General features: G+C 49.2%; 24 protein-coding genes. 9 read left to right on the plus strand and 15 right to left on the minus strand.

All coding sequences use genetic code 11. The features are described from left to right. Positions 1 to 256: 256 nt before the first annotated feature. On the plus strand, positions 257 to 2,092 hold the full coding sequence (locus FN082_RS12590; RefSeq protein WP_142981657.1) for a DUF262 domain-containing protein: 1,836 nt from the start codon (positions 257 to 259) through the stop codon (positions 2,090 to 2,092). 137 nt (positions 2,093 to 2,229) lie between these two features. Here the strand turns inward: FN082_RS12590 and FN082_RS12595 are convergent, their stop codons facing one another. Then, the gene (locus tag FN082_RS12595) at positions 2,230 to 3,330 is read right to left on the minus strand and encodes a hypothetical protein (protein WP_142981658.1); all 1,101 of its coding nucleotides are present in this window, start codon (positions 3,328 to 3,330) and stop codon (positions 2,230 to 2,232) included. Between the two features lie 149 nt (positions 3,331 to 3,479). After that, positions 3,480 to 3,674, minus strand: a complete 195-nt coding sequence (locus FN082_RS12600) for a helix-turn-helix transcriptional regulator (RefSeq protein ID WP_142981659.1) — start codon at positions 3,672 to 3,674, stop codon at positions 3,480 to 3,482. 189 nt (positions 3,675 to 3,863) lie between these two features. Here FN082_RS12600 and FN082_RS12605 point away from each other — a divergent pair, with 189 nt between their 5' ends. Then, a complete protein-coding gene (locus FN082_RS12605) occupies positions 3,864 to 4,433 on the plus strand; it encodes a hypothetical protein (protein WP_142981660.1) in 570 nt (189 codons plus the stop codon). Here the strand turns inward: FN082_RS12605 and FN082_RS12610 are convergent. From FN082_RS12610 to FN082_RS12630, 5 genes are all read right to left on the minus strand, one after another. Continuing rightward, positions 4,430 to 5,350, minus strand: coding sequence for a tyrosine-type recombinase/integrase (locus FN082_RS12610; protein WP_142981661.1), 921 nt, complete (start codon positions 5,348 to 5,350; stop codon positions 4,430 to 4,432). The genes FN082_RS12605 and FN082_RS12610 overlap by 4 nt on opposite strands. 42 nt (positions 5,351 to 5,392) lie before the next feature. Continuing rightward, positions 5,393 to 5,836, minus strand: a complete 444-nt coding sequence (gene radC, locus FN082_RS12615; protein ID WP_142981662.1) for a RadC family protein — start codon at positions 5,834 to 5,836, stop codon at positions 5,393 to 5,395. Then, on the minus strand, positions 5,823 to 6,374 hold the full coding sequence (locus FN082_RS12620) for a hypothetical protein (RefSeq protein WP_142981663.1): 552 nt from the start codon (positions 6,372 to 6,374) through the stop codon (positions 5,823 to 5,825). The genes radC and FN082_RS12620 overlap by 14 nt, the downstream gene beginning before the upstream one ends. 89 nt (positions 6,375 to 6,463) lie before the next feature. Further along, positions 6,464 to 6,886: a DUF2787 family protein gene (locus FN082_RS12625; protein WP_142981664.1), complete on the minus strand. Its 423-nt coding sequence runs from the start codon at positions 6,884 to 6,886 to the stop codon at positions 6,464 to 6,466. Between the two features lie 380 nt (positions 6,887 to 7,266). Continuing rightward, positions 7,267 to 7,668 carry a hypothetical protein gene (locus tag FN082_RS12630; protein WP_142981666.1) on the minus strand — a complete coding sequence of 134 codons (402 nt, stop codon included), beginning with the start codon at positions 7,666 to 7,668 and terminating at the stop codon, positions 7,267 to 7,269. Positions 7,669 to 7,789: 121 nt separating this feature from the next. Between FN082_RS12630 and FN082_RS12635 the strand changes: the two genes are divergently transcribed. From FN082_RS12635 to FN082_RS12655, 5 genes are all read left to right on the plus strand, one after another. Continuing rightward, complete coding sequence (locus FN082_RS12635; RefSeq protein WP_035889872.1) at positions 7,790 to 8,062, plus strand: helix-turn-helix domain-containing protein; 273 nt, start codon at positions 7,790 to 7,792, stop codon at positions 8,060 to 8,062. Next, positions 8,059 to 8,580 carry a hypothetical protein gene (locus tag FN082_RS12640; protein ID WP_142981667.1) on the plus strand — a complete coding sequence of 174 codons (522 nt, stop codon included), beginning with the start codon at positions 8,059 to 8,061 and terminating at the stop codon, positions 8,578 to 8,580. The genes FN082_RS12635 and FN082_RS12640 overlap by 4 nt, the downstream gene beginning before the upstream one ends. Before the next feature lie 13 nt (positions 8,581 to 8,593). After that, positions 8,594 to 8,962 (plus strand): hypothetical protein, encoded by a 369-nt coding sequence (locus tag FN082_RS12645; RefSeq protein WP_142981669.1) that lies wholly within the window; start codon positions 8,594 to 8,596, stop codon positions 8,960 to 8,962. A gap of 66 nt (positions 8,963 to 9,028) precedes the next feature. Continuing rightward, entirely contained in the window at positions 9,029 to 9,499 is a 471-nt protein-coding gene (locus FN082_RS12650; RefSeq protein WP_235892126.1) for a hypothetical protein, read from the plus strand. 181 nt (positions 9,500 to 9,680) lie between these two features. Then, entirely contained in the window at positions 9,681 to 10,436 is a 756-nt protein-coding gene (locus FN082_RS12655) for a hypothetical protein (RefSeq protein ID WP_142981671.1), read from the plus strand. Between the two features lie 200 nt (positions 10,437 to 10,636). Here the strand turns inward: FN082_RS12655 and FN082_RS12660 are convergent, their stop codons facing one another. The 4 genes from FN082_RS12660 to FN082_RS12675 all read right to left on the minus strand — a co-directional run bounded on the left by FN082_RS12660 (position 10,637) and on the right by FN082_RS12675 (position 15,092). Next, positions 10,637 to 11,578 (minus strand): DUF1848 domain-containing protein, encoded by a 942-nt coding sequence (locus FN082_RS12660; RefSeq protein WP_142981672.1) that lies wholly within the window; start codon positions 11,576 to 11,578, stop codon positions 10,637 to 10,639. A 2-nt stretch (positions 11,579 to 11,580) separates the two neighbouring features. Then, positions 11,581 to 12,435 carry a hypothetical protein gene (locus FN082_RS12665; RefSeq protein ID WP_142981674.1) on the minus strand — a complete coding sequence of 285 codons (855 nt, stop codon included), beginning with the start codon at positions 12,433 to 12,435 and terminating at the stop codon, positions 11,581 to 11,583. Between the two features lie 326 nt (positions 12,436 to 12,761). Further along, positions 12,762 to 14,030: a tyrosine-type recombinase/integrase gene (locus tag FN082_RS12670; RefSeq protein ID WP_142981676.1), complete on the minus strand. Its 1,269-nt coding sequence runs from the start codon at positions 14,028 to 14,030 to the stop codon at positions 12,762 to 12,764. A gap of 198 nt (positions 14,031 to 14,228) precedes the next feature. Beyond that, entirely contained in the window at positions 14,229 to 15,092 is an 864-nt protein-coding gene (locus tag FN082_RS12675) for a YicC/YloC family endoribonuclease (protein WP_139538381.1), read from the minus strand. Positions 15,093 to 15,215: 123 nt separating this feature from the next. Here FN082_RS12675 and rph point away from each other — a divergent pair, with 123 nt between their 5' ends. Beyond that, the gene (gene rph / locus FN082_RS12680; protein WP_139538380.1) at positions 15,216 to 15,932 is read left to right on the plus strand and encodes a ribonuclease PH; all 717 of its coding nucleotides are present in this window, start codon (positions 15,216 to 15,218) and stop codon (positions 15,930 to 15,932) included. 211 nt (positions 15,933 to 16,143) lie between these two features. Beyond that, a complete protein-coding gene (pyrE, locus tag FN082_RS12685; protein WP_139538379.1) occupies positions 16,144 to 16,785 on the plus strand; it encodes an orotate phosphoribosyltransferase in 642 nt (213 codons plus the stop codon). Between the two features lie 36 nt (positions 16,786 to 16,821). Here the strand turns inward: pyrE and FN082_RS12690 are convergent, their stop codons facing one another. The 4 genes from FN082_RS12690 to coaBC form a co-directional block, all read right to left on the minus strand. After that, the gene (locus FN082_RS12690) at positions 16,822 to 17,838 is read right to left on the minus strand and encodes an SMP-30/gluconolactonase/LRE family protein (RefSeq protein ID WP_142981677.1); all 1,017 of its coding nucleotides are present in this window, start codon (positions 17,836 to 17,838) and stop codon (positions 16,822 to 16,824) included. A 154-nt stretch (positions 17,839 to 17,992) separates the two neighbouring features. Further along, positions 17,993 to 18,589 carry a nucleoid occlusion factor SlmA gene (gene slmA / locus FN082_RS12695; RefSeq protein WP_142981679.1) on the minus strand — a complete coding sequence of 199 codons (597 nt, stop codon included), beginning with the start codon at positions 18,587 to 18,589 and terminating at the stop codon, positions 17,993 to 17,995. A gap of 125 nt (positions 18,590 to 18,714) precedes the next feature. Next, on the minus strand, positions 18,715 to 19,173 hold the full coding sequence (gene dut / locus FN082_RS12700; protein ID WP_180349547.1) for a dUTP diphosphatase: 459 nt from the start codon (positions 19,171 to 19,173) through the stop codon (positions 18,715 to 18,717). Beyond that, complete coding sequence (gene coaBC, locus FN082_RS12705) at positions 19,151 to 20,362, minus strand: bifunctional phosphopantothenoylcysteine decarboxylase/phosphopantothenate--cysteine ligase CoaBC (RefSeq protein WP_142981815.1); 1,212 nt, start codon at positions 20,360 to 20,362, stop codon at positions 19,151 to 19,153. The genes dut and coaBC overlap by 23 nt, the downstream gene beginning before the upstream one ends. Positions 20,363 to 20,471 lie beyond the last annotated feature (109 nt).

Below are 20,471 nucleotides of genomic sequence, written 5' to 3' on the forward strand. Positions count from 1 at the left end.
GGCATGTAGCGGCTTCCCTGCCATTCTGCCAGTGGAGCAATATTTTTCCGTTTTATCGTTTTTTTGATTATCATCTGAACTAATACCTGGCTGCATTCGGCTTCCTCTGCAATAGCCGTGTGAATAAATTGCCAGGGGGCATCTGTTGTACAGAGTAAAAGCAGTTAACCTACTAATACAGCCTCATGTCTGAGGAACACAAAATATCCTGTCAGACATGACGGCGTGAAGGATTCTGGGGCAAGGGAAACAGAACATGGCGCGGATAGAAAACCACAAATACAGCATTGAGGAAGCTTTCAGGGAATGTTTCTACATAGTCCCGGACTACCAGCGTGAGTATGTCTGGACGGAAAAGGAAGTGCGGCAGTTACTGGAAGACATCGGCGAACAAATTGATGCTGGTAGCACGCGGGAATACTTCATTGGTACCGTACTGGTATCGCCGACCGACCAGAAGAACCACTACGAGGTCATAGATGGTCAGCAACGGCTGACTACATTCTTCCTGTTGTTGTGTGCACTCAGGCATATGTTTCAGGGGGAGCCACAACGGCAAATGATTTCCGGGCTGGTTTCGACCAGCTATGTGGACAGTGGCGGCGAGGTCCGTACCAACCTCAAGCTTGAACCTCGTTATGAGAATGCGGGTGAGGTGATGGACAGGCTGGTTGAACTGGATGCCGATCCACAGACCGTGCGGGCAGGTATTCAGTCTGCTGGCATTACCAGCTTTGGGTCGCTGGAAAATCTGGTCAGTGCCTACAGCACGCTATATCACTACCTGAAGGACAACTACGATGATATCAGCAGGTTAAAGAAGTACTGGGGCTATCTTGCCAATAATGTGGTGTTCATCCAGATATCAACCGACGTCAGTAGCGCACTGAAGATTTTCGAAACAATCAACGAGCGTGGCGTGGGCCTGAACCCAATGGACTTGCTCAAGAATCTGCTGTTCACGCAGGTTGAACCGTCTGAGTTCACTAAGCTTAAGGACGAGTGGAAGAAGATCACCAAACCTCTGGAAAAGAGGAAGGAAAAACCACTTCGCTTCCTCCGTTATTTCCTGATGGCTAACTACATAATCAGGAACGATCGCAATGACTCCGTGGTACGCGAGGACGAAATTTACGATTGGTTCGTATCCAAAGATAACACAGCTCTGTGTAATTACGCAGGTAAGCCCTTTGAATTTGTCCGCAAGGTGATCCGCAACGTTGAGTACTACCTAAACTTCGCAATGGGACTGGGAAATGACGGAACCCCCAGTGTGGCGATGGATAATCTCAGGCGGCTGGCCGGTGGTGCATTTAGCCTGCATTATGTATTACTGCTTGCGGCGGCTGGTTTCCCCAGGACGTTGTTTGAACATTTTGTGGCACAACTGGAGAGCTTTCTCTTCTACTACATATTCACCCGGACTCCGACCAAGGATCTGGAACGCAGTTTCTCCCTGTGGGCCGACGAGTTGCGCACGATTGCGGAGACTACTGACCCGGTAAAACAGAAAATTCAGCTCAACACATTTATCGTTGATCGTTTTGAGAAGAATATGGCGGGTAAGTATCAAGAACTGGCCGATGCCCTGAAACGCTTTACCTTATATTCAATGCAACAGTACAGGACACGTTACCTGCTGGCAAGACTTACACAGCACGTTGAAATGGCCTTTAGTGGGGTGAAAGTACCGGGCAGCCTTGAGCCATTCACTAGACTGGAAATCGAACACATCCTGCCTGACAGGCCAGAGGCAGATCTCCGTGCCAGATGGACCGAAGAGAATCCCGGGATAGCCTATGACGATTATAAGAATCGACTGGGAAACCTGACCTTGTTGGAGAAGCCCATCAACATTGTTGCAGGCAATGACTTTTACACGGCCAAGCAAGTTGAATACAGCAAGAGCGGAAACTACCTGACCCGTAGCCTTGTGACACTGACTCAGGTTGGACTAAATACGTCCGTATCACGGATTAACTCAAAACTGGAAGCGTTTCCGGAATGGAATGCAGCAACCATCGAGAAGCGACACACAATGCTTATCGCTTTGGCGCAGGAGGTCTGGAAGACGCACCCTGTTGATGCCTGATGAGTAAGTAGGGTGATTATTTCTGAGGAATAATTTCATTGTTCATTTAGGAAAAAAATTGTCTGCATCAGGTTTCAAAATAGTATCTGAATCGATCATGAGCAGCGGCGTCCCTGCCGCTGTGTAGCCTGAAAGGCTTATTTCCCGCGTGATTTAAGCCATTTCTGGCGATGTTTGAGTTCCCAGTGTTGCGGCTGCGACAGAATACCCAGCGTATCCAGTACCAGCGGTAACCGATCCCAGATGGCCTCTGCATTAAACAGAGGCACACGGTACTTTTTCATACGCTGATCCACGCGTTTATTTGCGGCTTCCTTGGTTGTGCTAACGGCCTTACCGTTCAGTTTGCTGGCAGGCTTAAATTTCGCGCGGGCAGCCGGAACGGGCATTTCTCCCAGCAGCCTTACGAAATCAGGGTCCAGCCCCTTATCCTCCAGCATATCCCGACGATAAATTACCAGACGGGATACCAGATTGGTCATATGCGACAGATTGCGCAGCATCAGCTTCTGTTTACCCGGTGAAAAACGCAGCTCCAGACGCAGGAAATGCTCAAGCTGGCTCTCCTCCAGCGTCAGTAATGCCGCAGCATAACGCTCATCCACACTGAGAGACGGCGCATTAACCTTGGCATAGACGGAGGCAACCAACGTGCTTGAACCCAGCCGCAGCCCTTCTTCTGGGCCGTGCAGGTCATAGTATTCACCCCCATGCATTTTTTTAAGGCCGATCAGATAGTCATGAAACTGCATCCCCACCACATCCAGCGCGTAATGGATGGTTGTCAGCCATGCGCTACGCAGCCCCCGGTACAGGTATTTTCCGAGGCGTCCCTTGCGTCCCAGCCACAGGAACAGTTCAGTGATCTGCATGGCTGTGTAATGCTGTGGGCTGAATTCCATACGCATCACGCCACGAATCTTACTTGTGGGCGAAAAGTAGATCATCATCAGCACTGGATGTGCAGAGCATTTATCAGCAAGCCGGATCTCAACCACAGAGCGGTAGAGCCCCTCACATTCTTTCTTACCCGCAGGGCGGCATTTGATGAGATAACCGCTGCCTGATTTCAGGGTATTCAGACGTTCAATCAGCACTTTATTTTGTTCACTGCCAAGATCTGTTACCCACGACATTTTATCAATGTGGGCGTAACAGAGATTTCCGGTGCTATTTCGCATCAGGCGAACTGCATTTTTCAGACTGTCCACGCGTTTACTGTCGTACGTATATTTCATTGTCTGCTCCCGGCTTGTTTAAGCCAGCAACGGGTAATAGCAGTCCCCCCGGGTATATACGGGATCTCGCTGCTATTACCTCTGATTAATGAGCTACCAGTTATAGTCGGTAGGTTGGGGGCTATATGAGGCTTATAGATGCGCGTGATTTACTTCACGCGCTCACGGTTGCTTATCCAGTTGTCGATATCTGAAGAGAGCCAGCCAACAGCACGACCTTCCTGACCAGTCAACTTTATGCCCGTAGGGAACAGATCTTTTGCGATTAGGCGGTACAGGGAGGCGTTTGAGATCCCGATACGTTGCAGTACTTCTTTTTTGCGGAGAATTCGTTCTTGATACATAGCAGTGTTCCTTGCTTCGTTTGTGGAACACGGCATTTACAACGCGATTTCAGCTATTTTTTTCCTCAAAACCGGGTAGCAGCATGCGTTACTGGATGAATTGATGAAAAAACGGCAAATTGAAGAGAAAATGGCGATTGAGTATGATGACGCCTCATTGTTCAAAATTAAACCAATGAAGTGCGCTGTATGAAAAACAACCGAATCAGAAAAAGTGACAAACGTGATGCCGAATGGCACAGGAACGTCTATGACAGGAATAAAGAATTTAATGTGTTCCAGAAAGAGTTCTATCTCGGCGATAACACGCTAAAGAAAATGGCCGTGATGTATCGGGAATTTTTTGGTCAGACAATGAATCTATCCAACGTTGACAGACACAAGGCCAGCGAGATTGTCAGTTTCTGTATCAATCATTGCTTCAATGAATTCTTCTGCAAACAAGGCAGTGAATCTGTGGAACATGATTTACCAGTAAGAATCGAAACAGCTTTCACACCGGATGGCAGAGAGCTTTATGACAAATATCAGTATGCAAAAGGCTATTTTGATCGGCTGATGACGGGTGATAGTGATAAAGAGAAAATCAGATCTGTTGCCGAAAAATTAAACAAAGCTGAAATCCCGCCATTAGGTCTTGTCAGATTTAACGGGGCCAGGAGCTGGACGCCGGATATGGTTGAATGGTTGTTAGACACCGCTAATCTTAATAAAGTTATCGGGACCTATAATCATACATCGAAAGACGCAGAATTTTAAAATCGCAGAGCCGACGAAGCACAGGTTAGTGTTGCCGCTGAACGCCTGTCATACAGCGCTGTCGTGCTGATATCGCTGTGTCCGGCAAGCTGGCGTACAATATTGAGATCGGCTCCCTGCTCCAGCAGCCGGGTGATAAACGTGCGGCGCAGGTCATGGGGCGTGAACGGGCTGATTTGTGCGGTTTCCTGTAGCTGGCGCAGTATTCTCGCCAGTCCTGCGGTGGTGAGCGTCTGGCCTGTAACGCTCCCGCTGCGGTGAATACGACAGAACAGGCTGTCATGGTCAGCGCTGACCTTTATCCATGCCGCCAACGCCCTCCCGACTGGTGAAGCCACCACGACAACACGTTTCTTGCGTCCCTTACCCTGCCGGACAGTCAGCGTCCGGGTGGCAACGTCATAATCGCGGGCCTCCAGCGCCACCAGTTCCCCCGCCCGTAGTCCGGCTCCGCACAGCGTCAGCAGTAGCGCCCGGTCGCGTTTCTGGCGGGATTTGTGAGGATGGGTTTTTGTGGCGTCCAGTAACAGCCGTACTTCCTCGTGACTCAGGGCGCGTCCTGCTGATTCGCTGTCGCCCCTGACGCCTTTCACTGCCTTGATACGCGCCAGCGCGTCCGCATCCATCTGTCCGAGATTAAACGCCGTCTGCGCCACACCTTTCAGCGCTGCCAGTACCATGTTGACGGTCGCCACAGCATAGCCCTGCTCCGCCAGTGTGGCGCGGATTGTCGCCACATGGACATAACGCAGTGCTGACCAGTCATGGCTGTCTGCGGTGGCGTTGTACCGGAGTATGGTGGCGCTGAGGTTCAGCAGGGAGCGCATACTGCGCCGTCCTGTCGGGGCCAGCCCGTCCAGCCAGACGCCAGCGGGGTTGATGGTGATGTGTGATGATGTTCTGCGTTGCTGCGGCATACAGCCTCCATTAATGCACATTAACCAAAGTCAGCGTGTGCCCTACAGCAGCCCGCGCTCCGCCATCGAGACCGTATGGTCCCCGGCAACGATAAAGTGGTCCGGGATACGGACATCAATCAGCGCCATCGCCTGCTGTAAGCGCCGGGTCAGCGCAATATCGGCCTCACTGGCTTCCGGATGCCCTGACGGGTGGTTATGTACCAGGATCACGGCGGCGGCGTTGTGTTGCGGCGCCAGCTTCACCACTTCGCGGGGGTAAACGGCGGTCTGGTTCAGCGTGCCATAAAACAGTTCACGCCACAGCAGTACCCGGTTGCGGTTATCCAGCAGCAGTACGCCAAACACCTCCTGCTCGCGCAGTGCCAGTGTGAACAGCAGAAAGTCGCGAACCTCGTCCGGGGATGTCAGTGTCCTGCCACGTCTGACGGTGGCGCTGAGCAGCTTCCGCGCCTGTTCAATCAGCAAACGCTCACCCGTGGTCATGGTCTGATGCCCCCCGTTCGATAAAGTAGATGGCCTGACGGTAAAGCTGGTGTTTGCCGCGCTCCTCTCGCAGGGACCAGCGGCTGCGATGAATGCGTCTGTAGGTGTAGCTGTCGAAAAAGTACAGCCACTCGCTGTCCATATGACTGACCACGGTCCAGTGGTACTGGTCTCCCAGCAGTACAACCCTGTCGGGGTGCTGGTCGAGCCACTGTTGGCACTGCGTGAGGATATGACGGGTGGTGAGTTTCGGGATGTCCGTGAAGGGTTTACTGAATGTGAAGGGCCAGCGCCGTTCGCAGCGGGTCCGGAGGAAGCCCAGCAGCGCGTCAAGCTGGTCAGGTTCAGTGCCGGTGGTCAGGCAGACGGTAATGTCATATTCCTGGCTGAACCAGTGAACCATCGCCCGGAACAGGGGCTTTCGTCTGAGGCGCGGGTGGAGCCAGCTCAGGGCATTCACCACACTGTACAACCCGCAAAGGGTGTCGAGGTCTCCCTGCACGGCAGGCCGCAGGGTGTTACTGTCTTGCTGTTTCATATACTGAGCCATTTATTGTTGATGGTTAACGGCCCATGACGTCATGAGTACTTTTTATTACTGCGCGCGTGGTCTGACTGCTGTGATTATCAGCGTTCCTGCTGAACGGTGACCGTGTAAATCTTCATCCGGCAGTAGCGGATAAAGTTGCGCTGCCACAGCTCGAACAGCGCCCCACCTTCTTCGGTATCGGTGTCACCCATAAGGATGTGCCATATGTAGCGCTGGCTCCAGCAGATATCGAATTCCTTCTCCAGCTCCGGCCACGGGTGACCCATATAGCTGAAATCGGTCACGTAGTCGAAATACCAGCCATCAGCATGACGGGTGAGACGGATTTCCACCGGATGGAAGCCACCGGATTCGGCGGAATATTTCGGGTCGCGGAAATTCAGGGTAACAGCAGGAGGAATAAGCGGTGGCGGGGGTAAGTATTCAGTTATTATTTTTATAAAGGCCCGGCTGACGGGTAAGTGCAGCCCTGACTGATGAACAGTCATATTCTCTTTCATGATGAACTCCGTTTATTGATGACGGATATATGGCACCGGGTGATGCATATTTACGGTGAAAATGGTCGCCTTTTATATGGCAATATTTTCTGACTGAGCAGCTATGACAGCTACAGAAATAACGTCATTTCCCGGCCGGTAAATATATACAGCCGTTATTCATTCTGTAATGACTTGCTGGTTTTGGTGAATCGTGGACATCAGCAATCCTCCCGAAAAAAGGATAATAAGGACGGTGGGTGATATATGGTGTCATGCCATGATATGTTGACACACAAAACATACGCGTGTCAGCACAGTCAGTATAGCAAAATGGCATGCGCAAAGCAATGCCATTTTGATAATAAAATCATTGCATTCAGTATCTTACGAAAATCTGGCTATTTTTGAGTGGCTGATGACTGCCCCTGTTCAAGGTCTTCTGCCACCTGCTCCAGCGCCAGTTTCAGCATCCGGTCGCGTGAAACCGGGGACATGGTGCGAAACAGCTGTATCCACAGGCTGAGTTTGTCATCCGACGGCAGCTTAACAGCCTCTCTCTCACTTTTCAGGGACATCCCTGCCGCACTGATGTGATAGACAAATCCTTTCCCGCGCGTACGTTTGCGTCTGATTTCAGGGTGTAATTCAGCCAGCTTTTCCAGGCGCAGGCGTACCCCCTTCGCCGTGCCGGGCATACCTTCGATTTCAGCTTTGGCGAACTGTTCGGCCGTCAGCCAGTCTTTTTCGTCTTCACTTCCGGTACGTACCCTGCCGGAAGGATTTTGTGCATCTTTGACCATAAAATATTTCACCAGATATCAACGTATTAAAAGAAAGCGCACAAATTCCAATAAAAGGAACTTGATAACTACCTTTTGTTCGCTTTTAATATCTATGTACTAAGTGTGTGGAATGACGACGATGACTAACTCATCAGCTTCGCAGAAAAAACGAAGTAAGGGAAGTGCGCAGGACTGGCACCGGGCTGATATTGTGGCCGCCCTGCACAAGCGCGGCATCACGCTGGCCGGGTTGTCCCGTGCCCACGGACTCGCTGCACGAACCCTCAGCAATGCCATGGAGCGCCACTATCCACGGGCAGAACGGCTGATAGCACAGGCGCTGGATATGCGCCCGGAGGACATCTGGCCGCAGCGTTACCGGAACAAAAAAACAGGCGGGGAAAAGGAATGAGTGTAAGCGTCAGCGAGGTGGTGAACAGTTTCAGTTATCTCTATGCATCGCTGTGGCGGAAGGAATTCACCAAAACATTGCGCCCCGGCGAATACAGCGAAAGGGAACTTTTACCCCTGCTCAGATTCTATCTTTTAGGCCGGTTCGGCGATAAGGTGTCGCCGGAGGTGCCGGGGATATTGCCGGGTGCCCTGCGGGGTTCCGGGCGTCTGGATTTTTTGATTGGTGACGTGGCGGTGGAGTTTGCTGTCAGACGACGATATGACCGGGCCTGCACACTGCGTCCGGAATATCAGGCGACAGAAGTTAAAAAACTTCTGAAATACAACGGGAAAGGGGTTCTGATACTGTTTGACTTATCCTGCTCGCCGCTGACGCTTTCTGTTATCCGGGAGTACAGGTCTTTACCTGCTATGGGTAATCACATCAAAACCTCGTTTCATGTCGCCTATTTTTACCGTAACGAAAACGGCGAAACAGACCACATTCGCCGCCACGTGCGTATATTCAGAAAATAAAGCGGGGATGACTATGAGTACCATGCAGTTCGAAGGGCAATGCGTTTTTAACGAAGGTGACTCTTTCATATTTAATACATTCCGCATCACCGAACGCGGAGATATTCTGGTTGAGATATCCGGTGACAGTATTACTGACCGCTATGCACTGACCTGTCGGCTACAAAAAGAAAATGGCAGATACAGTGGCTGTGGTGTGATTGAATATTCAGGAAATAAAAGTATACGGACAGACACGGTCTTTCTGTCGATACAGGAAAGTGATATATCGTTCAGTGACGATATCTGCATGATTAAACGAGGCCAGTGGGAATTAAAAACCCCGGACGGAAGTGAGATATATTATTTCAGCGGCGAACTTGAGCGAATAATGGCTGACTGATACCGGTAAAAATCGCAACAGGAACACATTACCGTACATACTGAGATACTGTTTACAGGGGAATATATGAAAATCCTTATCCCGGCTGTGCTTTTTGTTTCCACGGCTGTATCAGCCAAATGCTTAAATCATGACCCGGCATTTCCGGGTTCCTATCTCGGGGGGATGGAAAACGCGATGGTTGTGGCCCCGACTGAAAGCGGGTATGTGGGGATGCCGATGACAGATTATGTCTGTAGCCAGTATTATATACTCAACAATCCGGTTGTCCGCATCAATGTGCGTGGCGGAAATACCAGACTGCGTAATCAGGTAGTAACCATCGATATCATGGGCAGGTATATGAATTCAGGAAACCCTGCTTTTATCAGGCTCGCACGCATCAGTCAGACACAATTTCAGCCATTACAGAGTGACAGTGAGAATTTCACACCGGCCTCTGACCTGGAAAGAGTGAAGGAGCTGGTTTCTGACCTGCAGACATCCGGGTACAGTTACGTGGACTCCACATTTATGAATCCCGGCAACACCTGGTAATATACCCTGTATTATCATGCCAGAAATCATATCCGTTACTGTAACTACAGGATTACGCGCGTAACTCTGTAATGATGATATTTTATTGTTTTAGCCGTGAACGGAACTATTCGCTCATTAAATAATAAGTAGGACTGATTTATAGTCCAGCCAATAAAGAGACGCCAGCACCGGGGATGTCATGCATAATAAGAAAAGCCAATATAAACACCAGTCTTCTTTCTGGATGTATTTAAAAAGCCATGGGTGTTGCCGTATTAAGTGCGGTAAGTTTACCGATGTATATGGTGATATAAGTTTCAACACAGAAGCAGGCAGAAGGCTGCGAATTCCTGCCAGTGTTAATTTTCATGGACAGGTCAGAATCACGCAGACTAACAAATTATCGCCGAACATCACCTTCTTCAATGAATTTCACGTCTTACCTCTCGCCATTGGTACAATTGATACTCACAAAACTCCTCACCTCCGTATTCCGGAAAGTACACGATTCATGTCCGGTGTTTTTCTGAATACGTTTCACGGGAGATGGCCGGAAAGCATCCATACCATTAAAGGTCATTTTTTCTGGACATACTCGTATATCAGGAAACTGCCGGAAGTATTTTCTGTTCATGGGGATATGAACCTCAGTGGTTCGGAAATTAAACAGTTGCCGAAAGAACTGACAGTGTCGGGGGATGCCATCATGCCCGGAATACAAACCAGAAGACTGCCTGACAGAATGAATCTGAGCCAGTCCCTGAGACTGTCATTTTCAACACTGGAAGCATTGCCTGCGAGACTGCGCATTCCGGGTGACCTCAGTATTAAAAATACCCGAATCAGCCAGCTTCCTGATGGTCTCTGTGTTGGCAGAAACCTGAACATTGCAGGGACATCAATCAGCCTTATTCCTGAAAAAGGATTTATCGGTGGTGAAATCAGCTGTGATTAAGCAAATGAAAATCCGTGAATACTGGGATGGGAAATATGTAATGATTACTATGGTTTTTATGAATTAAATCACGGTTAATAGGAAGGAAATAATATAAGCATGTACCATGATTGGTTTAATAGTGTTCTCGATTTATCATTGATGGAATGAGTGTGTCATTTTACACCCAATGTGGAGTAAAAAATTATATATATGGAATGTCAGAATAGTGACCCTTGATATATAGATGGTAATAGTAAATTTTTGTCGATACCATCTGCATTACCAATTAGGAATGGACTTTCTGGGTTATGGTTTCTTTTGTTTTTGTTAACTATTTCACTATTAAATGTTGCATAGCAATAGGAACAACCATGTAAACATGTATTATAGGTGCCGATATCAATGCTTCGGATACAGCCGCATGCTTCTCTTTGCCCTGGGTCTTTTATGAGGCTAGTTGAAATGCCAAAAATATCCTCGATTAATTTTCCATCAATACATTTTCCATGTTCAACTCCAAAATTACTAAGATCAATTTCCTCAGAGCAACTTTCAATAGCCATTCCATTTTCCCTTGCCACATAGCTCATCCAAGTAACGAGATCATGAAGGGACTTATGGTCATTAAGAATATCATAATATTTAAAATCTGAAATAGATGATAAGTTTCTTTCTGTTTTTTTGTAGAAATCTGCAAAACTAATAACGACCCTCTTAGTTTTACCTGAAATTAACGAAGCAATTTTACTGAATAAACGTTTATGTTCATTAATGTCTACTACATTTGAAACTAATATAGGATCGTAGCGCCAAATTATTCTATCTGGTCCGACGATACTACTTAAAGTATTAAAAGTTTCAATTGTTCTATGTGGTCGTGGTACTGACGATTCAATTAGCTTAGGATAACCTGTAATTGTATATTGAAAGTAATAATTGTATCCTAAACTATCGAGTTCATCTAGATGATTGATTAGCATACGAGGGTTGCGAGTCCAGAAAACTATTGCATCGACGTCTTTAGGACTTAACAATATGCGTTTAATTTGGTTATAGTTGAACGGGTTTCGCGTTAATAAAAAACCCGCGCGAATTCGATTCATAAACCAAGGAGTATAAAATGCAGGTATATCTGTTCGGCGACTTGCACTTATAATCATGACTATCCCTTAGTATATTTCAATAAATTAAAAGCCAAATACTTGCTATTAAGTATAGGATAAAAATTGATTTCACATGACATACATTCTGGACTGTTATTATGATTGTTGCAACTATCTTTTAATTCTGATACGAATTGGTACATTTCATTTGGAAATTTAAAAAAATCATAACTGGAACCTAGAAAACCTTCATCTTTTTTATAAAAATATCTATTTGGACTCGATGTGCAACACCATAACCCATCTTTGGTTAAGATTTTACTGATAGTATTAAATTGAGTAATCCCATCTACATAAATACTTTCAGTAGGACAGTTTGTTACATATGTATTGAGGAAGTAAATGCAATCTTTTTCACTTTCAGAAGCTATAGTATTCGCTATATTTATTCGGATATCCTCACTCAACTCTGTCAAGGATTTAGGGAAAACGAATAGGTCAATGTCTTTCACGTGCGAAGAATCTATATTACCCGCATTCATAGTGTTAAATCTAGCCCACGGGAAAACTGGGCGATAATTCCAGTCTACAAGATCAATACCTAAATAACTTTTATTAATATCTTTGTTTAAATCAATACAGACCCTATTTAATGCTTCACAATCAACTCCTGAACCGCAGCCAATAGACATGATTTTGATTTCCTTACCTTCAAAATCATTAAAAAACATTTCGTACAATTCATATAGTTCGCAAAAATATGCGCCATAATATTTTAATATATATTTTTGTTGATTTACTTTTGATAAATAATTTTTGTTATTAAATCCTTTGCTATTTAAATCACACCATCTCTCATTTTCAAAATCATCGAGTACATATTTAATTTTCGCTTCTAAGAAACCTTTTGTCATTTAATACCCTTAATTTCTATACTGCAGGGTGAGTGGGATGACTTCTAAATCTATGAAAAAATGATGCATTACTCATCTAAATAATCCACTCATACCTGTATAGGTTATATCTTACCAAAACGCTTATGGTATAATATATCCTCACTTCAGTAAGTTACTGTAAGTGTGATAATTTCCTACGACTCTACTACGTAGAATAGGACGCGTCCAATGAGCTATATCAAGTAATTGACTATTTTTTCGAACAAGTGATGAGTTTTAGCCAGAGTTTTTTGCTGATTCTGACTTCCTCTTCTGGTTAAAGAAACATTTTATTACTATGCAGTTTAAATGATCTTTTTGTTGTTTTTTATAGGCATTACATTGTAATCCACACCACGCTCCAGCGATTCCAACAATGCTGCCCATTGATCTAAGGCTGCTTTACGTTCCTGAAAATATTCATACCTGTTATAAATGCCTTCTACACCCTTGATGCGATGGTTTAAACAGCGCTCTGCGACAACAGGGTCAACACCAAGTGCGGCTAAGTGTGAGCGTCCTGTGCGGCGGAAATCATGGATGGTGAAATTTGGTAGCTCAGGGATGTTGCTGCGCACTTTTGCCAGCGCGACGGGCAGTGTGCTTTCCTGTATGTGAGGGATCATTCTGTGTTGCATTTTACGCGCAGGTAATACCCACTGGCTATTGAGTGACATTTGGCGTAGCTCTTTCAACCACTCAACGGTTATCGCTGGTAAGGGGATATCAATAGCATCACCGTTCTTTACCCGCTCGGCAGGTAAATGCCAGATGGCGTTATCTAAATCAAATTCAACCCATTGAGCAGCGCAGAGTTCCATTTTTCTACAGCAGAGGGCAAGTAGAAGCTTCATGGTCAACTCGTTTTGCCGAGAAAATCCTTGAGTAATACGCATGGCCTGAAAGAATTTAATCAGTTCTTCTCTGGTCAGCCAACGTTCCCGGGATTTCTCTTTACCTCCAGCATCAGCGATCTCAAACGCTGTTGTGGGGTTGCTCTCCAGCATATGGCGTTTGATCCCATAGTTGAAGATGCGGCGGGTCCAGCGGAGGACATCATTGGCCACTGTAGGAGCGTTTCGTGCGATGATTTTCTGCAACATATCATCAATATGGCGAGGGCGAACATCTTCGATTTTAAGATGCCCAATATTTGGATTGATGTCTTTTTCGATACGACGGCGCAGGATATCTGGATGCTTCCAGTTCCCTAAGATCTGGCGCTCAAAGTACTCTTGGGCTAGTTCGGCAACCTTTAGGGCATTCTTTTCTTCTTCTATCTTTTTGAGCGCCTCAGCTTTGCGTTCCTGCTTTTCTCCTGCAACGTCGTAACCTAGCGCAACACGAGCGGAAAGTTCTTTAGCCGTTTCTCGTGCTTTAGCGAGTGAAAGTTCAGAGTAAGTGCCAATAACCATTGCTCTCTGTTTCCCGACAAACCGGTAGCGGAAGCGCCAGAAGGGAATGGCGTAGTTTTTAGGAAAACATAAATACAGGCCATTACCATCAGAACGGCCATCAAATCGTTCCCCAGATCGCACCCATGCTTTGATCTGGATATCCGTTAGTTTCGCCATCACTCGTCTCCAATGCAGTTCTTACTGTGTACATAACTATATGTGTACATAATCTGATTATATACACAACTATGTACACGGTAAACGTGCGCTGTAGTGAGATCATGTGAGATTCTATGGAATCAAAAAAGCCCGTTATTACGCGGGCTTGTTGATATCTCTGAGATGTTGTGAGACTTCAAGAGTTCGACGTGGAATTTACTCGATGTTTTGAATCTGCTCGCGCATTTGCTCAATCAGTACTTTCAGCTCAATTGCGGATTTCGTCACTTCGGCATTAATGGATTTAGACGCCAGCGTGTTTGATTCGCGGTTGAACTCTTGCATCATAAAGTCGAGACGGCGGCCGACTGCTTCTTTCTTCTTCAGGATATTCCACGTCTCTTTAACGTGTGCTTCCAGGCGATCCAGTTCTTCGGCGACGTCGATACGTTGCGCCATCAGTACCAGCTCCTGCTCAAGGCGGTTGTTTTCCAGCTGCACTTCCGCATCTTCCAGTTTGGAGACCAGACGCTCGCGCTGCCACTGCAAAATTTCCGGCATATGGGCACGTACTTTAGCCACTTCGGCAGTGACGCCGTCCAGACGCTGTTCGATAAGCGCTTTCAGCGCCTGACCTTCGGTTTCGCGGGCGACGATAAAGTCATCCAGTGCGCCATTCAGCGCGTTCAGGATTTCAGCGGCAATGGCGTCCAGATCCTGCTCATGAGCAGACATCACGCCAGGCCAGCGCAGGATATCGACTGGGTTGATTTCGCCTTCATCGCTCTGCATCTTGACCCAGTTAGCAGCGTTAACCAGCTGCTTTGCCAGTTTTTCGTTGAGAATCAGCTCGCCCTGCGCGCTCGGGTCCTGCTCAAAACGCAGGGTGCATTCGACTTTACCGCGGGTCAGACGGGAGCGAATACGTTCGCGCACTACAGGCTCCAGGCTACGGAACTGCTCCGGCAGACGGAAGTAGGTTTCCAGATATCGTTGGTTTACCGAGCGCAGTTCCCACGCGGCGCTACCCCATTCACCCTTGATTTCACGCCGGGCGTAGGCGGTCATACTGCGGATCATAGACGTTCCTGTTTTTAAAGGAGAGTGGGGTGGATTATAGCTTTCGAGGCCTTATCAGGATAGGAATAAGCGCGCATTATCCGTATAATGCGCAGCCACATTCGTTTCAAGCCGGAGAACATCATGCGTCCAGCAGGCCGTAGCGCTAATCAAGTGCGCCCAGTAACCCTGACCCGTAACTACACAAAACACGCAGAAGGCTCCGTGCTGGTCGAATTTGGCGACACCAAAGTGTTGTGCACCGCCTCTATCGATGAAGGCGTACCACGCTTTCTGAAAGGCCAGGGTCAGGGGTGGATCACCGCAGAATATGGCATGCTGCCGCGTTCTACCCATACCCGCAACGCGCGTGAAGCGGCGAAAGGTAAGCAGGGCGGCCGTACAATGGAAATCCAGCGCCTGATCGCGCGTGCGCTACGCGCAGCGGTTGACCTGAAAGCGCTGGGTGAATTCACCATTACCCTGGACTGTGACGTGCTGCAGGCCGACGGCGGTACCCGTACTGCCTCTATCACCGGGGCCTGCGTGGCGCTGGCCGATGCGCTGAATAAACTGGTCGCAGCCGGTAAGCTGAAAACCAACCCGATGAAAGGTATGGTGGCGGCGGTCTCCGTTGGTATCGTCAATGGCGAAGCGATTTGCGATCTGGAATACGTTGAAGATTCCGCGGCGGAAACCGATATGAACGTAGTGATGACCGAAGACGGTCGTATCATTGAGGTGCAGGGCACGGCGGAAGGCGAACCGTTCACCCACGAAGAGCTCCTCACCCTCTTGGCATTGGCCCGAGGGGGCATCGAATCCATTGTCACGACGCAGAAAGCGGCGTTAGAAAACTAGTTTTTAAGGCGACTGAGAAGTCGCCTTTTTTATGTCTGAAAATAGTAAGAGGCTATTCCATCAGGCGTGACCGGCGCAGGCAGTTTGCGCTGGGCTAGCGCGGAAAAACCGGAACGTACACATAGTACGTGAGGATTTTGAGCACTATCCTGGCGCATAATGACAAGCAAGGTAGCCTGGTGGGATAGCCTCTAAGATGAGGAGCGAATCCATGAAATTATATCAGCGCCAGTTTATTGAGTTTGCGCTTAACAAGCAGGTCCTTAAGTTTGGCGAATTTACGCTGAAATCCGGGCGCAAAAGCCCCTATTTCTTCAACGCCGGCCTGTTTAATACCGGGCGCGATCTGGCACTGTTAGGCCGTTTTTACGCCGAAGCGCTGGTGGATTCCGGGATTGATTTTGACCTGCTGTTTGGCCCGGCCTACAAAGGCATTCCGATCGCCACCACCACGGCGGTCGCGCTGGCGGAACACCATGACCGCGATCTGCCTTACTGCTTTAACCGTAAAGAGGCGAAAACCCACGGCGAAGGCGGAAATCTTGTGGGAAGCCCTCTGCAGGGCCGCGTGATGCTGGTGGATGATGTTATCACCGCAGGCACCGCGATTCGGGAGTCGATGGAAATTATTCAGGCCAACGGCGCGGAGCTAGCTGGCGTGCTGATTTCTCTGGACCGTCAGGAACGCGGGCGCGGTGAAATCTCCGCGATTCAGGAAGTTGAGCGCGACTATGGCTGTAAAGTGATTTCCATCGTGACCTTGAAAGACCTGATCAGCTATCTGGAAGAGAAGCCGGAAATGGCTGAGCATCTGGCATCAGTTCGTGCCTATCGCGAAGCGTACGGAGTATAAAAATCTGCCCGGCAGGAGCGCCTTGCCGGGCGGTTTTCAGACCAGTTTTGCCCCTTGCGCATTGACGTAGAGCGAATAGATGGAGGTGCTGGAGGCCATAAACAGGCGATTGCGCTGTTCACCACCGAAGCACAGGTTTGCGCAGCGTTCAGGTAGCTGAATAATACCGATATTTTTCCCCTGAGGGTTGAAGACGCGCACTCCGTCCAGTTCCTCGCTGCCTGTTCCCCAACCGCACCACAGGTTCCCATCCATATCACAGGCAATACCGTCAGCGGTTCCGTTACCGCAATCAATATGCACTCTTTTGTTTTTCAGCGTGTTATCGACAACATCCCACGCCAGGATAAGGCGATTTGGCGTCGCGCGGCTCTCTACGAGGTACAGTGTTTTCTCATCGGCGGAGAAACAGAGTCCGTTTGGCCCCTTCACGTCGCCCAGCATGACGCTTAGCTTGCGGCTTTCCGGATCCAGCCGATAAACGTTCTGCGGCAGTTGCGGCGTGGCTTTATGCCCTTCGTAGAACCCGCTGATGCCGAAAGGCGGATCGGTAAACCAGATACTGCCGTCTGACTTCACTACGATATCGTTTGGCGAGTTCAGCGGTTTGCCGTCAAAGCTGTCTGCCAGTACGGTAATAGTACCGTCGTATTCGGTGCGGGTAATGCGGCGAGTGTCGTGCTCACAGCTAATCAGCCGTCCCTGGCGGTCGCGAGCGTGGCCGTTAGCGTAGTTTGCCGGTTGGCGAAATACGCTGGTTTCACCGCTAGCTTCATCCCAGCGCATAATGGCGTTATTGGGAATATCGCTCCAGAGCAGCATACGCGTGTCGCCAAACCATACCGGCCCTTCCGCCCAGCGAAAACCGGTGGCGATCTGCTCGACTTTTGCGCTGGCAAGCATATAGCGGCGAAAGCTGTCATCCACCGCCATAATGCGCGGGTCGGGATAACGTGCAGATGGCGCCCATGCCGCGAAACTTTTTTGACTTAGCAATAGTGATGCGGTCGCCAGACCGCCCAGTTTGAGCAATTCCCGCCGTGATGTCGCCATCAGCCTTCTCCTTATCCATTGAAAAGTTACCATCAAAGGATGTGATGAGAGAGAGCCGAAAACATCTGGCAATTCAACGAATTGTTCTGGGCTTTATAACAGAAAAATCAAAAATGAGATGCAGCCTTTAGGGCTGCATAGAGAGAGGTGCGGTTTACTGCATCTGGGCGGCGACCAGCGGCCAGCGAGCGTCAAAATCGTCCGTCGGGCGATATTTAAACTCGCTGCGTACAAAGCGCGATAACATCCCTTCGCAGAATGCCAACAGCTGGCTGGCCAGCAGGGCTTCATCGACGGTATAACCTTCGCCTTCACGCATTTTCTTTTCACGCATGACCTGACGCAGCTGTACTTCGATACGCTCGAACAGCTGGTTGATACGGCCCTGAAGCCGGTCCTGTTCAAACATCAGCGCATGGCCGGTCAGAATTCTCGTCAGCCCAGGATTGCGCTCGCCAAACCCAAGAATCAACAGAACAATCAGGCGCAAGCGCGCTAATGTGTCTTTTTCATCTTTTAAAATCAAATTGATGCGCGTAATCAGGCTGTCTTCGATAAATTCGATCAGGCTGTCAAACATGCGGGTCTTGCTCGGAAAATGCCGATACAGAGCCGCTTCGGATACGCCAACGGACGCCGCCAGTTTCGCTGTGGTAATGCGCTGACTTCCATCGCTGGATTCAAGCATTAGCGCCAGAGATTGAAGTATTTCTTCGCGACGATTCCTTTTCGCAGTTTGTTTTTCTGCCATGTTTTAAAATACCCCTGAAAAAAAGCACTTGTCAGGCAGGCATCCACAAAGCGACCGCAAGCTGTTGCCTGCGGTGATGTTATTGCATTAGTGCGCTTTGGGATGCGGGTTCCGTATCGCCGGGCTTATTTACGCCCTGAGTGGCCGAAGCCGCCTTCGCCACGATCGGTGGCGTCAAAATCTTCCACCAGGTTAAATTCTGCCTGTACAACAGGTACAAATACCATTTGAGCGAGACGCTCGCCGGGCTCGATAGTGAAGCTCTGCTGGCCGCGGTTCCAGACGGAGACCATCAGCTGGCCCTGGTAGTCGGAATCAATCAGACCCACCAGATTACCCAGTACGACACCGTGCTTATGACCCAACCCGGAACGCGGCAGAATCACCGCAGCCAGCGACGGATCGGCAATATGAATCGCCATGCCGGTCGGCACGAGGATGGTTGCGCCAGGAGCCAGTTCTACGGCGTCATCGAGACAGGCTCGCAGGTCAAGACCGGCAGAGCCGGAGGTGGCATAGGTTGGCAGCGGAAATTGCTGACCAACACGCGGGTCCAGAATCTTAACGTCGATTTTTTTCATCATAACGGGTAACGATCTCGTCGAGTAATAATTGGCCCAGGAGTTCCTTGCGCTCAAGTGGTAAGCGCTTATCTCCCTCCTGCCAGAAAAGGTGTAATGCATTGCTGTCGCTGTTAAATCCCTGATTTGGCTGTGAAACGTCATTGGCGCAAATCAGATCAAGATTTTTGCGGGCTCGCTTTTGCCGCGCGTATTCTTCCACATTATTTGTTTCGGCGGCAAACCCAACGACGTAAGGGCGGTTGACTTTAAGCGCTGCGACCCCTGCGACGATATCCGGATTTTTAACCATTTTCAGGGTTAATTCATCACCTTGTTTTTTGATTTTTTCTTCGGCGATGGTCACTGCACGATAGTCAGCGACCGCCGCGCAGCCAATAAAAATGTGCTGCTGAGGCGCTCCGTTTTGCACTGCGGCTTCCATTTCCAGCGCCGTGGTGACATCAACTCTCTGCACAAATGGCGGCGTTGGCAGCGAGACCGGGCCGCTCACCAGCGTGACGTTTGCGCCGCGACGCGCGGCGGCGGCGGCAATCGCGAAGCCCATCTTACCAGAGCTGTGGTTGGTGATATAACGCACTGGATCCAACGGCTCGCGGGTGGGACCCGCGGTAATCATGATGTTGAGATGTTGCAAATCTTTGACAGGCGAAAAATGCTGCGCGGCCATATCCACAATGGTCAGCGGGTCCAGCATCCGACCGGGGCCAATATCGCCGCAGGCCTGGCTGCCGCTATCCGGGCCCCAGACCAGAAGGCCGCGTCCGGCAATGACATCAAGATTATGCTGGGTGGCGGCGGCGCGATACATTTGCTGATTCATGGCGGGCACGACCGCGACGGGCGACGGCGTCGCCAGGCAAATCGTCGATACAAGATCGTTAGCCATGCCTGCCGCGACGCGGGCGATTAAATCGGCGGTCGCCGGGGCGAGAATAACCAGGTCAGCCCATTTCCCCAACTCAATGTGGCCCATTGCCGCTTCGGCTGCCGGGTCCAGCAGGCTGTCGGACACCGGATAACCAGACACCGCCTGTAAACTTAACGGCGTAATGAAGGCTTTTGCGGCTTCCGTCATGGCGACGCGGACATCCGCACCGCGGTCACGCAGGCGGCGCACCAGTTCCGGCGTTTTATAGGCAGCGATGCCGCCGCTCACGCCAAGAACGATCTTTTTACCAGCCAGACTCATCATGATTTTTCCTGTTGCGGTACACCAGAATTCGCGCATCTTATCACAATCCGATTGGCATCGTGTGTCTGGTGGCGATCCACTTTGCGAGGCGCTACGCATGGATAAA

It is taken from the genome of Klebsiella spallanzanii (assembly GCF_902158555.1).
In the GTDB taxonomy this organism is placed as follows: Bacteria; Pseudomonadota; Gammaproteobacteria; order Enterobacterales; family Enterobacteriaceae; genus Klebsiella; species Klebsiella spallanzanii.